Origin of the sequence: Curtobacterium sp. MCBD17_019, assembly GCF_003234555.1 — a bacterium.
Lineage (GTDB): Bacteria > Actinomycetota > Actinomycetes > Actinomycetales > Microbacteriaceae > Curtobacterium.
Genome location: NZ_QKTT01000008.1, coordinates 143,792 through 156,643 on the forward strand (window position 1 = coordinate 143,792; position 12,852 = coordinate 156,643).

Consider the following 12,852-nt stretch of genomic DNA (forward strand, 5'->3'; position numbering starts at 1 on the left):
ACATTCGAGAGAAGTCCGTGACCGACACCACCGCTGCACCCACGAGCTCCGTCGTCGACGGGGTCCACCACCACCAGTTCGACATCGTCATCATCGGCGCGGGAGGCGCCGGCATGCGAGCGGCGATCGAGGCCGGCCCGCAGGCGAACACGGCCGTGATCTCGAAGCTGTACCCGACGCGATCCCACACGGGCGCGGCGCAGGGCGGCATGGCGGCGGCGCTCGCCAACGTGGAAGAGGACTCCTGGGAGTGGCACACGTTCGACACGATCAAGGGCGGTGACTACCTGGTCGACCAGGACGCCGCCGAGATCCTGGCGAAGGAGGCCATCGACGCGGTCATCGACCTCGAGAACATGGGGCTGCCCTTCAACCGGACGCCCGAGGGCAAGATCGACCAGCGTCGGTTCGGCGGCCACACGCGCGACCACGGCAAGGCGCCGGTGCGCCGCGCCTGCTACGCGGCGGACCGCACGGGCCACATGATCCTGCAGACGCTGTTCCAGAACTGCGTCAAGCTGGGCGTCAACTTCTTCAACGAGTTCTACGCCCTCGACCTCGTCATGGCCGAGGTCACGGGCGACGACGGCGTCACCCGCGAGCAGCCCGTCGGCGTCGTCGCGTTCGAGCTCGCGACGGGCGAGCTCCACGTGTTCCACGCCAAGGCGTTGATCTTCGCGACCGGCGGGTTCGGCAAGATCTACAAGACGACCTCGAACGCCCACACCCTCACCGGCGACGGTGTCGGCATCGTGTGGCGTTCCGGCCTGCCGCTCGAGGACATGGAGTTCTTCCAGTTCCACCCGACGGGCCTGGCGGGCCTCGGCATCCTGCTCACGGAGGGCGCCCGCGGTGAGGGCGCGATCCTCCGCAACGCCTCCGGCGAGCGCTTCATGGAGCGCTACGCACCGACCATCAAGGACCTCGCGCCCCGCGACATCGTCGCCCGGTGCATGGTGCAAGAGGTCGCGGAGGGCCGCGGGGCCGGCCCGAACAAGGACTACGTCCTGCTCGACTGCACGCACCTGGGGGCCGAGGTCCTCGAGACCAAGCTCCCGGACATCACCGAGTTCGCGCGCACGTACCTCGGTGTCGACCCGGTGACGGAGCCCGTGCCGGTGATGCCGACCGCGCACTACGCCATGGGGGGCATCCCGACGAACACGAACGCCGAGGTCCTGCGGGACAACGACACCGTGGTGCCGGGCCTCTACGCCGCCGGCGAGTGTGCCTGCGTGTCCGTGCACGGGTCGAACCGGCTCGGCACGAACTCGTTGCTCGACATCAACGTGTTCGGCAAGCGGAGCGGCAACAACGCGGCGGCCTACGTGCAGACCGCGGAGTTCGTCCCGCTCCCCGAGGACCCGGCGGGCAACGTGCGCCGCATGCTCGAGCAGCTGCGGGCCTCCACGGGCACGGAGCGCGTGGCGAGCCTCCGCAAGGAGCTGCAGGACGAGATGGACAAGAACGCCCAGGTGTTCCGCACGGACGAGTCGCTCGCCAAGGTGACGGCGACCATCCACGAGCTCCGTGAGCGGTACCTCCAGGTCTCCGTCCAGGACAAGGGCAAGCGGTTCAACACCGACCTGCTCGAGGCCGTCGAGCTCGGGTTCCTGCTCGACCTCGCCGAGGTCGTCGTGTTCTCCGCGCGGAACCGCAAGGAGTCCCGTGGCGGCCACATGCGCGACGACTACCCGAAGCGCGACGACGAGAACTACATGCAGCACACCATGGCGTACCTGACGGGCGATCCGCACTCCTCGCTCGCCGACGACCACATCACACTCGACTGGAAGCCCGTGGTCATCACGCGGTACCAGCCGATGGAGAGGAAGTACTGAGATGACCGACACGCTGGTCAGCGACGCCCCCGCGAGCCGCGCCGAGGACCGCACCGCGCCTCCCGGCTCGTTCCCGGTGACCCTCATGGTCCGCCGGTTCGACCCGGACGTCGACGCCGAGCCGCACTGGCAGGAGTTCGGCGTGATGATGCTGCCGACGGACCGGATCCTCGACGCCCTGCATCAGGTGAAGTGGGAGCAGGACGGTTCGCTGACCTTCCGCCGGTCGTGTGCACACGGCGTCTGCGGCTCGGACGCCATGCGCATCAACGGTCGGAACCGGCTCGCCTGCAAGACGCTGATCAAGGACCTCGACGTGTCGAAGCCGATCTACGTCGAGGCGATCAAGGGCCTGCCGCTCGAGAAGGACCTCGTCGTCGACATGGAGCCGTTCTTCGCCTCCTACCGCGAGGTCCAGCCGTTCCTGCAGTCGAAGTCCGCCCCGCAGAAGGGCAAGGAGCGCGTGCAGTCCGTCGCCGAGCGTGAGCGCTTCGACGACACGACGAAGTGCATCCTGTGCGCGGCGTGCACGTCCTCGTGCCCGGTGTTCTGGACCGACGGGCAGTACTTCGGTCCGGCCGCGATCGTCAACGCGCACCGGTTCATCTTCGACTCCCGGGACGACGAGGCGAAGGTCCGTCTCGACATCCTCAACGACAAGGAGGGCGTGTGGCGCTGCCGCACGACCTTCAACTGCACCGACGCCTGCCCGCGCGGCATCCAGGTCACCAAGGCGATCGCAGAGGTCAAGCAGGCACTCGTCCGAGGCCGCGCCTAGGACCGCTCGGTAGGCTCCGACCATGACCTTCGCGGACGTCCGCCCCACGCTCGATCAGCTCGGCTACACCGACCGGTACGTGGTGCTCCCCGGGGAGCACCCGCTCGACGAGCCGGTCGAGGGAGCCCTGCGGATCGTGCCGGTCGATGCCGCGTCGGCGCACGGGCAGGACTGGGCCCTCGAGGTCGTCGACTACGGCAACCCCCGCCGATTGGCCGTGGCCCGCAGTGAGGACGACGCGGTCGAGATGCTCCGGCGGTTCCTCAACCGTCCGTTCCCGCCGGCCCGCGACGTCCGGCAGTCCGACCTCGACGCCCTCCGCGATCGTGCGGGCGCCACGTACCCGCAGCTCGCGGCGCAGGCGCACGGCGCGGGCAACGCGGGCCTGACGATCCAGATCCCAGCCGGGATCCCCGTCGACCGCGTCGGCGGTCCGGACGGTTACCTGCTGCACCCCCTGGACACCCCGCTCCCCGCTCGGTCACTGCCGCCGCACGCGATGCAGCGCCCGGACGTGCACCGCTACGTGACGGACCGGCCGTTCCTCGTGAACGTCCGGCTCGTGCAGCCCTGGTTCGACCAGCCCGGCGGTGCGTTGCGGTTCGCGATCGCCGATCCCGGGGTGACGGTGCGCGACCTCGTGGTCGACGGTTCGCTCGTCCGACTCCGGGTCGTCTGACCGCGACCGCTCCGCCGACCGCACCGAGGCGCCCTGCTCAGGGGACGAGTGCGAGCTTGCCGCCCGGGTGCCCCTCCTGCAGGAACCGCAGCGCCTCGACGGCGTCGGCGAGCGGCCATGTCCGGGCGACCGGCACGACGAGCTCCCCCGACGCCGCCATGTCCACGAGCTGCTGCCGCACCGAGTCGCGGAACGCGGCACTCTCGGGCTGCGCACCGCCCACGGCCCGGAAGCCGTCCCGCTGGGCACGACCGTGCGCGGCGATGGTCACGATGCGGTCGCGGTCGACCACGAGCTCGAGCGACACGTCGACCGCCTCGTCGGTGCCGACACAGTCGATCGCCGCCGCGACACCCTCCGGTGCGAGCGCGCGCACCCGGTCGGCCAGGCCCTCGCCGTACGCCACGGGCTCGCCGCCGAACCGCCGTACCGTCTCGGCGTTCGCCTCCGACGCGGTGCCGATCAGGCGGATGCCCCGCTGTCGCGCCTGCTGGAGCACGCTGACCCCGACCGATCCGGATGCACCGTGCACGAGCACCGTGTCGCCCTCGCCCGGGTGGACGACCCGCAGCACGTCGGCCGCCGTCGTCCCGGCGAGGAACAGGTTCGCCGCCGCGGCATCGTCGAGGGTGTCCGGCGCCGCGAACACGTCGTGCGCCGGGACGGTGATGTCCGTCGCGTAGCCGCCGTCGACCCGGAACGCGATGACGCGGTCGCCGGTGCTCCCACCGCCGGACGCGATCGTCGTCCCCGGTCCGATGGCGCTGATGACGCCCGCGACCTCGTACCCGATCCCCATCGGCAACTGGGAGCGGTCGGCGTTCGGACCGCCCTGGGTGTGCTTGTAGTCGGCGGGGTTGACGCCGGCCGCCCGGACGCTGATCGTCACCTCACCCGCGCGGGGCTCCGGCACGGTCGTCTCCACGAACTCGAACACCTCGACGCCGCCGAACTCCGGCGCGATCCACCGCTTGGCCATCCCGGTCCACTCCCGTCCGGTGTCGTCCTTCGGCACCGTCCGCGCCATCCAACGCCCGACGGCTGCACGGCGCCCCGGAGCCGGCCGGAAAGCGGGGCGGTCGGCGACCGCCACGGCGCGCTGAGCGCAGACGACACGACGGCCGCCGGCCCGGGAGGGACGGCGGCCGTCGAGCTGGCCCGGTGCGGGCCTGCCTCGGTGCGGGATGCGGCTCCGCGTCAGGCGCGGACCGCGGCCACGCGGTCGGTGAACGGTGCGAGGAACGGGTGTCCGGCCTCCAGACCGGTGATCTGCTGCGCGACGTCCGTGTCCGAGGCATCCGATCGGAGCAGGGCCTGGAGTTCGACGCTCTGTTCGTCGTCCGCGACGTCGAAGCGGAGCGCGGCGCCCATGGCGTCGAGCAGCGCGGTCGGCTCGACGCCCTCCCCGGCGAGGGCAGCCCCGGGCGACACGAAGCGCTCGTCGCGCGAGAGCTTGCGGAGCGGCTGCCGCCCCACCCGCGTCACCGTGTCGGGCAGGTGCGGGTTCTCGAAGCGAGCGATGATGGCCGTCACGTAGGCGCGGTGCACCTCGGGGTCGAGCTCGTGCCGACGGACGAGCAGGTCGCTCGTCTCGCCGAGCACGGACTCGAGGGCCGACCGGACCGCGGGGATCGCGATCGCGTCCGAGATCTTGTCCGCACCGGCGAGGTACCCGTGGTAGGCCACGGTCGCGTGCCCGGTGTTGACGGTGAAGAGCTTCCGCTCGATCGACGCGGCGAGCCCGTCGACGTAGTGCGCTCCGGGGATCGTGGGCTCCGTGCCGGCGAACGGCGTGCGGTCGATCGCCCACTCGAAGTAGGTCTCGACGGTGACGTCGAGGCCCGCGTCGGCCGGCTGTGCCGGGACGATGCGGTCGACGGCGGTGTTCGCGAACACCGCCTTGGCGAGCGCCGCGTCCCGCTCGCCCTCGGGCAGCGCGTCGACGATGAACTCGCGGAGGCGGTCGGTCGCGTTGATCGCGTTCTCGCACGCCATGACGGCGAGCGGCGCTGCCTCCGGGTCGCGCTCGACGAGGCCGCGCGCGATGACCGGGGCGATGAACCGGAGCACGGTGGGCCCGACGGCGCAGGTGACGACGTCGGCCGCGGCCACCTCGGCGACCACGCCGGCCTCGTCCTGAGCGCTGTTCACCGCGCGGAAACCGGTCACGACGTGGTCCTGCGCACCGGTGCCGACCTCGTGCACCGTGTACGAGTCGGCGGCCGCGAGCGCTTCGATGAGCGGCGCGGCGACGTCGGCGAAGACGACCTCGTACCCAGCCTCGTGGAGGAGGAGCCCGACGAAGCCGCGCCCGATGTTGCCGGCACCGAAGTGGACGGCGACGCTCACTCGTTCACCTCGCCGAGGATCGCCATGATCGCCGCGGCGTCGGGCGCCTCGGTGAGCGCCTGCACCTGGTCCTCGTCGGAGAACACGATCGCGATCTTCGACAGGATGTCGAGGTGCTCGTTGTTGACGCCGGCGATGCCGACGACGAATCGCACCTCGTTGCCGTCCCAGTCGATGGGCGACGCGTAGCGGATGAACGACAGCGCGGACGTCTTGATGGCGTCCTTCGCCTCGTTCGTGCCGTGCGGGATCGCGAGGAAGTTGCCCATGTAGGTGGACACGCTCTTCTCGCGCTCGAGCATGGCGGGGTAGTAGTCCCCCGTGACCGCACCGGCGGCCTCGAGGATGTCGGCCGCCTCCTTCATCGCCTCCGTCTTGGTCGGAGCGGTGTCCTCGGTGTGGATCCGGATCTGGCTCTCCTGCAGGACGGGCATCGGTGGTTCTCCTTGTTCGTGGCTGTGGGGCGGGGGAACGCGTCATCCGCGTTCCCCCGCCCCGTGGGTGTGGTGCCGTGTGGTGCGGTTACTGCTGCTTCAGCTGGTCGACGACCTGGTCGTACTGGGGCGCGTTCATGAAGTTACCGACCGACACGTGCTGCGCGTTCGGGTTCTTCTGCTTCGCCCGGTCGGTGAGCTCCTCCTGGGTGATGATGAGGTCCTCGTCACCCGAGAGGTTCGCGATCGCCTTGTTGACGACCGTGACGCCCTCGATACCGGCCTTCTTGATCTTGTTCCGCAGGACGCTCGCGCCCATGGCACTCGAGCCCATGCCGGCGTCGCAGGCGAACACGACGTTCTGGACGCGCGTGGCGGTGGTGGTGCCCGTCGCGGAACCGACGCCGCCGAAGGACGACTCGGTCTCCTCCTCGTTCGCCGGGGCGTTCGAGCCGAAGATGCCCGCGGTCGCGGCGTTGACGTCGCGGCCCTTGTTCGCCTGCATGCGGGCGAGGGCGTCGCTCATGTCGCCACCACCGGCGGCCAGGTCCCGCTTGCGGGTCGAGATGAGGAAGAAGGACGCGACGGCGCCGGACACGAGCGCCGACAGGACGACGGAGAGGATGACGCCGACGTAGCTGTCCCGCGAGGTGTTGAAGAGCACCGCGAGGATCGAGCCGGGCGAGGCCGGGGCGACGAGACCGGACCCGAACGTGACGTTCGTGGCGACACCGGTCGCACCACCGAGGATGACGGCGATGAACAGGATCGGCTTCTGCAGCACGTACGGGAAGTAGATCTCGTGGATGCCACCGAAGAACTGGATGAGGATCGCGCCGGGAGCCGTCGACCGCGCCACGCCGACACCGAAGAAGGTGAAGGCGAGGAGGATGCCGAGACCGGGGCCGGGGTTCGCCTCGAGGAGGAACAGGATCGACTTGCCGGACTGCTGGACCTGCTGCGCGCCGAGCTGGTCGAGCACGCCGTGGTTGATCGCGTTGTTGAGGAAGAAGACCTTCGCCGGCTCGATGATGACGCTCGCGAGCGGCAGCAGGTGCGCGTGCACCAGCCACTCGACGGCGGCACCGAGGCCGTCCGCGATGCGGAGGAAGATCCAGGACAGCCAGAAGAAGCCGACCATGAACAACCCGAAGCCGAGGATGCCGGCCGCGTAGTTGTTCACGAGCATCTCGAAGCCCGGCTTGATCTTGCCGTCCCAGATGCGGTCCACCTGCTTGATGAGGTACGCGCCGAGCGGGCCGCAGATCATCGCGCCGAGGATCATCGTCGTGCCCGACGCGCCGAGGATGACGCCCATGGTGAAGATCGAGCCGACGACCGCACCGCGGATGTCGTAGACCATCCGACCACCCTGGATCGCGATCGCGAGCGGGATGAGGTAGGTGAGGATCGGGCCGACCACGCCGACGTTCGCGACGCCGTGCGTGGTGCCGAAGCCGCCGAGGACGCCGACGGGAGTCCAGCCGGTCTGGATGAAGAAGGCGGTGATGATGCCCCACGCGATGAAGATCGCGATGTTCGGCATCACCATGCCGGAGAGGAAGGCGCCGAACTTCTGGACGGCGACCCGACCGCCGCCCCGCTTCTGTGCGGGGGCGCCGGTCGCTGCGACGGACGTCGTTGTCATGTGCGTTCTTTCTGGTGTGGGTTCGTGGGAGCGGATCGGAGGGAACGGGACGGGGAGGTCAGGCGACGTGCGCCGACGTCGCAGCGGCACGTGCGGCCGCGGCGGACGGGGCGGCGAGCGCGGCCCGGGCCATCTCGCGCGCCTGCTCGAGGGTGTGCTGGCCGAGTTCGGCGCGCACGTCCGCGAGGGCGGCGGGGGTCATGGAGAGCGTGGTGGCGCCGAGACCGACGAGGACGACGGCGAGCAGCGGGTCGGCCGCGGCCTCACCGCAGATCCCCACGGCCTTGCCCGCGTCACGCCCGGCAGCACCGAGCTGGGCGACGAGGCGCAACACCGCGGGGTGCCACGGGTCCTGGTAGGAGGCGACGGACCCGAGCAGCCGGTCCGCGGCGAGCGTGTACTGCGTCAGGTCGTTCGTGCCGATGGAGACGAAGTCCGCCTGCTGGAACACCTGCTCGGCGAGGAGCGCGAGCGACGGCACCTCGGCCATGACACCCGCGGTCCGGACACCGAGCTCGCGGGCCAGGGACACGAAGTACGCGGTCTCCTCGGCGTCCGCCACCATGGGCGCCATCACCCAGAGGTCGGCCTCGGTCTCGGCGTCGGCCTGGACGAGCGCGGTGAGCTGGTCACGGAGGACCGCCTCGTGGTGTCGCAGCGCCCGGAGGCCACGGCGACCGAGTGCGGGGTTCTCCTCGTCCTGGTCGGTCAGGAACGACAGCGGCTTGTCCGCCCCCGCGTCGAGCGCGCGGACGACGACCTTCTTGCCGGGGAACGCGGACAGCAGCTGCACGTAGGCCTGACGCTGCGCCTCCACGGTCGGTGCGGTCGGCGAGTCGAGGAACAGGAACTCGGTGCGGAACAGGCCGACGCCCTCGGCGCCGAGCGCGACGGCGCCCGCGGCATCGGCGGGGTTGCCGAGGTTCGCCAGGAGCGGCACGAGCGTGCCATCGGCGAGCGCGCCGGGGGTGACCGGTCGGTCGGCCGCGGCGAGACGCTCGGCGATCCGGGCCTCCGTCGCGGTGACGAGGTCGGGATCGGGGTCGGTGACGACCACGCCGGCGGCGGCGTCGACGACGACCGTCTGGCCGTCGACGAGGTCCGCGGCGCCCTCGACGCCGACGATCGCCGTGATGCCCTTCGCCCGGGCGAGGATCGCGGTGTGCGAGGTGGGGCCGCCGTCGCTCGTGACGAGCGCGAGCACCTTGTCGAGGTCGAGCAGGGCGGTGTCGGCCGGGGCGAGGTCGCGCGCGACCAGGACGAAGGGGGTGTCCGAGTCGGGCACGCCCGGTGCGGGCACCCCACGGAGCTTCGCGATGATGCGCTGGGACACGTCGCCGAGGTCGGCCGCCCGCTCCCCCATGTAGCCGCCCATCGCGGCGAGGATGTCCTGGAACGCGGCGAACGCGTCGTGCACGGCGCGCTCCGCGTTCGCGCCACCGCTGATCCGGGTGTGGACGTCGTCGAGCAGCGTCGGGTCCTGCGCCATGAGCGCCTGGGCCTCGAGCACGGCCTGGGCGTCGCCACCGGCGAGCGCGCCGCGCTTCGTCAAGTCGTCGGCGACCGCGGCCACGGCCTCGTGCACGGCGGCGTCCGCGGCCTCGACCGGACCGTCGAGCGGTGCCGACGACGGAGCGCCGAGGGGCTCGGGCATGCGCAGCACGGGTCCGAGCGCGACGCCGCGGCCCACCCCGGTTCCGGGCAGTTCGGACATTCGAGACTCCTTCATCTCATCGCGCAGATCAGGCGGTGCGGTGGGGCTGGACGACGGCGCACGGGCGGCGCGCTGCGACGACCATACATCGATTCCGATTGACAAACAAACAAATCCGGGGATAAAAATGCAGAAACAGATGCCCGTTTGCGTCTGACTCCCCCCGCCCCGGCCACTCGGGCCTCCGGGGACGTCGGTCCATGCCCGTTTCGCCCACTCCGAGGTCCGATGTACGCACCAGAACGTCACCAGCGCATCGTCGAGCAGGCGCGCGCGCAGGGGCGGGTCGACGTCAAGGACCTCGCCGAACTCCTCGCGGTCACGCCCGAGACGATCCGCCGCGACCTCACGAGCCTCGAACGGCGCGGCCTCGTCCGGCGCGCGCACGGCGGCGCGATCCCGGTCGAGCGGATCACGATCCACGCGGGCGTGGGCGACCGCGGCGGCATCAACACGGCCGAGAAGATGGTGATCGCCGAGGCCGCGCTCGACGAACTCCCCGAGGGCGGCTCGATCATCATCGACGCGGGCACCTCGACCATCTGCCTCGCCGAGATGCTGCCGACCGACCGCGGGCTCACCGTCGTGACGCACTCGCTGCCGGTGGCGATGGCGGTCGCCAACCGGCCCGGGATCGACCTGCACTTCCTCGGCGGGAACATCCGGAGCGACTCCCTCGCGGGCGTCGGCACGTGGACCCACCAGCTCGTCGGCATGGTGAGCGTCGACGTCGCGTTCCTCAGCATCAACGGCATCACACCCGAGCGGGGCCTGACGACCCACAACCTGGCGGAGGCCGCCGTGAAGACCGCGCTCATCAAGGCCGCGCGGCGGAGCATCCTGCTCGCCGACCACTCGAAGTTCGGCCGCGAGGAGTTCGGGCGCGTGGCACCGCTCGCCGCGATCGACACGATCATCACCGACCCCGCGGTCAACCTCGACCTCGTGCGCGAGGTCGAGGCCGCCGGCACCGAGGTCTTCTGGCCCGGACGGGACTGACCCGTCGGCCGCGACCGTCCACGGCCACACCGGCCGCGCTCGCTACCATGAGGGCGCATCCACCCGGACCACGCGTCCGATCGAGACAGGAGTTCCGATGTCCGAAGCCACCCGCACCGTCACCGTCGCCAGCGGATCGGGGCTGCACGCCCGCCCCGCTTCGCTGTTCGTGCAGAACGTCACGGCGTCCGGTCACCAGGTCACGATCGCCAAGGGTGACAAGTCGGCCAACGCGGGCAGCATCCTCGGTCTCCTCGGGCTCGGCGTCGAGAACGGCGACGAGGTCACGCTCACGGTCACGGGCGACGACGCCGACGCGACCGCCGACGCACTCGTGACCTTCCTGCAGACCGACCACGACGCGGCCTGACCGCGGCCGCGGCGGCCGCGTCGTGCCACCCGCCGGCCGGGAGGCCCGTGGTGGCGCCGCCACGGACCTCCCGGCAGGGGCGCACGTCCGGGACGGGCCCCGTCGGAGGCCGCCGCTAGGGTTGAACCCATGACCCGCCTGCGTCTCGCGACCGTCAACGTCAACGGCATCCGCGCCGCGTTCCGCAAGGGCATGGGCGACTGGCTGCAGGGGCGGGACGTCGACGTGCTCGCCCTGCAAGAGGTCCGTGCGTCCACCGACGACCTCCAGGAGCTCCTCGGTGAGGACTGGAACGTCGTGCACGACCCTGCGACGGCGAAGGGCCGCGCGGGCGTGGCGATCGCCTCGCGCGACCGGGCCCGGATCCACCGTGTCGAGCTCGGCCCGGACGACTTCGACTCGGCGGGCCGGTGGCTCGAGGCCGACTACGAGGTCGGCGACGCGGTCGTCACGGTGGTGAGCACCTACGTGCACTCCGGCGAGGCCGACACCCCCAAGCAGGACGAGAAGTGGCGCTTCCTCGACGCGATGGAGCAGCGCCTCCCGGCCCTGCAGCGGCACAACGAGCTCGCGGTCGTCGTCGGCGACCTCAACGTCGGGCACGACGAGCGCGACATCAAGAACTGGAAGGGCAACGTGAAGCGGGCCGGCTTCCTGCCCCGCGAGCGCGCCTACTTCGACCGCTTCCTCGGCGCCGCCGGCGAGCAGGTGGACTGCGTCGACGGCACCACCGGCACCGGGCTCGGATGGGTCGACGTCGGACGGGAGCAGGCCGGCGACGTCCCCGGCCCCTACACGTGGTGGTCGTGGCGCGGCCAGGCGTTCGACAACGACTCCGGTTGGCGCATCGACTACCAGATGGCGACGCCCGCGCTCGCGGCGAAGGTCACGGCGTACGCGGTGGACCGCGCGGCCGCGTACGACCAGCGATGGTCCGACCACACCCCCGTGGTCGTCGACTACGAGGTCTGACCCCCGACTCCCCGGCCCCCTCGGCCGCCCACGCAAGGACACCTGCACCATGACGAAGACCCGCTTGTTCTCCGGCATCCAGCCGTCCGCCGGATCGCTCCACCTCGGCAACTACATCGGCGCGCTCATGCAGTGGCGGGACCTGCAGACCACGTACGACGCCATCTACTGCGTCGTCGACATGCACGCGATCACCTCGCCGCAGGACCCGGCCGCCCTGCGCGAGAACACCCGTCGCACGGCCGCGCAGTACATCGCGGCCGGGATCGACCCCGAGCAGTCCACGCTGTTCGTGCAGTCGCACGTCCCCGCGCACGCCGAACTCGCCTGGGTGCTCAACACCATCACCGGCTTCGGCGAGGCGAGCCGGATGACCCAGTTCAAGGACAAGGCCGCACGGCAGGGCACCGAGTCGGCGTCCGTCGGCCTGTTCACGTACCCGATGCTCATGGCCGCCGACATCCTGCTCTACGGGTCCGCGATCGTGCCGGTCGGCGACGACCAGCGCCAGCACGTCGAGCTGACGCGGGACCTCGCGGGCCGCTTCAACTCGCGCTTCGGCGACACGTTCGTCGTGCCCGAGGCCCACATCCTGGCCGAGACCGCACGGATCTACGACCTGCAGACGCCGACGAGCAAGATGAGCAAGTCGGCGGCGACCGACGCGGGTCTCATCCAGTTGCTCGACGACCCGAAGCGCACCGCCAAGAAGATCCGATCGGCCGTCACGGACACCGAGCGCGACGTCCGGGCCGACCGCGAGCACAAGCCGGGCGTGACCAACCTGCTCACGATCCTGTCGGCGTTCACGCGGACCCCGGTCCCGGAGCTCGAGCAGGCCTTCGTGGGCAAGGGTTACGGCGATCTCAAGGGCTCCGTGGCGGACGCCGTCGTGGCCGAGCTCGAGCCCGTCCGCGCGCGGACCCTCGAGCTGCTCGACGACCCGGCCGAGCTCGACCGGCTCCTCGCCGTCGGGGCGGACCGGGCGGAGTCGATCGCCGAGGCCACCCTCGCCACCGTCTACGACCGCATCGGCTTCGTGCCGCGGCACCGCTGACCCGTCCCCGC

12 protein-coding genes are annotated in these 12,852 nt (G+C 71.0%); 7 read left to right on the plus strand and 5 right to left on the minus strand.

Annotated features, from left to right (window positions below):
* The first annotated feature begins 17 nt into the window (after positions 1 to 17).
* Genes sdhA through DEI82_RS09610 form a run of 3 tightly spaced genes read left to right on the plus strand, consistent with a single transcriptional unit; the run spans position 18 to position 3,298 of the window.
* Positions 18 to 1,841 carry a succinate dehydrogenase flavoprotein subunit gene (sdhA, locus tag DEI82_RS09600; RefSeq protein ID WP_111009504.1) on the plus strand — a complete coding sequence of 608 codons (1,824 nt, stop codon included), beginning with the start codon at positions 18 to 20 and terminating at the stop codon, positions 1,839 to 1,841.
* A 1-nt stretch (position 1,842) separates the two neighbouring features.
* Entirely contained in the window at positions 1,843 to 2,619 is a 777-nt protein-coding gene (locus tag DEI82_RS09605) for a succinate dehydrogenase iron-sulfur subunit (protein ID WP_111036623.1), read from the plus strand.
* Between the two features lie 22 nt (positions 2,620 to 2,641).
* Positions 2,642 to 3,298 (plus strand): TNT domain-containing protein, encoded by a 657-nt coding sequence (locus DEI82_RS09610; RefSeq protein ID WP_111036624.1) that lies wholly within the window; start codon positions 2,642 to 2,644, stop codon positions 3,296 to 3,298.
* A gap of 37 nt (positions 3,299 to 3,335) precedes the next feature.
* On the opposite strand, the gene DEI82_RS09615 is transcribed toward DEI82_RS09610, so the two are convergent.
* From DEI82_RS09615 to ptsP, 5 genes are all read right to left on the minus strand, one after another.
* A complete protein-coding gene (locus DEI82_RS09615; protein ID WP_111036646.1) occupies positions 3,336 to 4,277 on the minus strand; it encodes an NADP-dependent oxidoreductase in 942 nt (313 codons plus the stop codon).
* Positions 4,278 to 4,495: 218 nt separating this feature from the next.
* Positions 4,496 to 5,647, minus strand: a complete 1,152-nt coding sequence (locus tag DEI82_RS09620; RefSeq protein ID WP_111036625.1) for a mannitol-1-phosphate 5-dehydrogenase — start codon at positions 5,645 to 5,647, stop codon at positions 4,496 to 4,498.
* Entirely contained in the window at positions 5,644 to 6,081 is a 438-nt protein-coding gene (locus DEI82_RS09625) for a PTS sugar transporter subunit IIA (protein WP_111036626.1), read from the minus strand. Before DEI82_RS09625 ends, DEI82_RS09620 begins: the two co-directional genes overlap by 4 nt.
* Before the next feature lie 88 nt (positions 6,082 to 6,169).
* Complete coding sequence (locus DEI82_RS09630; RefSeq protein ID WP_181435169.1) at positions 6,170 to 7,729, minus strand: PTS mannitol transporter subunit IICB; 1,560 nt, start codon at positions 7,727 to 7,729, stop codon at positions 6,170 to 6,172.
* 58 nt (positions 7,730 to 7,787) lie between these two features.
* Positions 7,788 to 9,443 (minus strand): phosphoenolpyruvate--protein phosphotransferase, encoded by a 1,656-nt coding sequence (gene ptsP, locus DEI82_RS09635; protein WP_111009499.1) that lies wholly within the window; start codon positions 9,441 to 9,443, stop codon positions 7,788 to 7,790.
* A gap of 228 nt (positions 9,444 to 9,671) precedes the next feature.
* On the opposite strand from ptsP, the gene DEI82_RS09640 reads away from it, so the two are divergent.
* From DEI82_RS09640 to trpS, 4 genes are all read left to right on the plus strand, one after another.
* On the plus strand, positions 9,672 to 10,442 hold the full coding sequence (locus tag DEI82_RS09640; protein WP_111013490.1) for a DeoR/GlpR family DNA-binding transcription regulator: 771 nt from the start codon (positions 9,672 to 9,674) through the stop codon (positions 10,440 to 10,442).
* 97 nt (positions 10,443 to 10,539) lie between these two features.
* Positions 10,540 to 10,812, plus strand: coding sequence for an HPr family phosphocarrier protein (locus DEI82_RS09645; RefSeq protein WP_111009497.1), 273 nt, complete (start codon positions 10,540 to 10,542; stop codon positions 10,810 to 10,812).
* 129 nt (positions 10,813 to 10,941) lie between these two features.
* Complete coding sequence (locus DEI82_RS09650; RefSeq protein WP_111009496.1) at positions 10,942 to 11,784, plus strand: exodeoxyribonuclease III; 843 nt, start codon at positions 10,942 to 10,944, stop codon at positions 11,782 to 11,784.
* A gap of 49 nt (positions 11,785 to 11,833) precedes the next feature.
* Positions 11,834 to 12,841, plus strand: a complete 1,008-nt coding sequence (gene trpS / locus DEI82_RS09655) for a tryptophan--tRNA ligase (protein WP_111013491.1) — start codon at positions 11,834 to 11,836, stop codon at positions 12,839 to 12,841.
* The last annotated feature ends 11 nt before the right edge of the window (positions 12,842 to 12,852 follow it).

Coding starts and splice junctions, on each gene's coding strand:
- DEI82_RS09625 (WP_111036626.1), bottom strand. CDS start 6,081: ATGCCCGTCCTGCAGGAGAGCCAGATCCGGATCCACACCGAGGACACC.
- DEI82_RS09630 (WP_181435169.1), bottom strand. CDS start 7,729: ATGACAACGACGTCCGTCGCAGCGACCGGCGCCCCCGCACAGAAGCGG.
- DEI82_RS09605 (WP_111036623.1), top strand. CDS start 1,843: ATGACCGACACGCTGGTCAGCGACGCCCCCGCGAGCCGCGCCGAGGAC.
- DEI82_RS09650 (WP_111009496.1), top strand. CDS start 10,942: ATGACCCGCCTGCGTCTCGCGACCGTCAACGTCAACGGCATCCGCGCC.
- DEI82_RS09640 (WP_111013490.1), top strand. CDS start 9,672: ATGTACGCACCAGAACGTCACCAGCGCATCGTCGAGCAGGCGCGCGCG.
- DEI82_RS09645 (WP_111009497.1), top strand. CDS start 10,540: ATGTCCGAAGCCACCCGCACCGTCACCGTCGCCAGCGGATCGGGGCTG.
- ptsP (WP_111009499.1), bottom strand. CDS start 9,443: ATGTCCGAACTGCCCGGAACCGGGGTGGGCCGCGGCGTCGCGCTCGGA.
- trpS (WP_111013491.1), top strand. CDS start 11,834: ATGACGAAGACCCGCTTGTTCTCCGGCATCCAGCCGTCCGCCGGATCG.
- DEI82_RS09615 (WP_111036646.1), bottom strand. CDS start 4,277: ATGGCCAAGCGGTGGATCGCGCCGGAGTTCGGCGGCGTCGAGGTGTTC.
- DEI82_RS09610 (WP_111036624.1), top strand. CDS start 2,642: ATGACCTTCGCGGACGTCCGCCCCACGCTCGATCAGCTCGGCTACACC.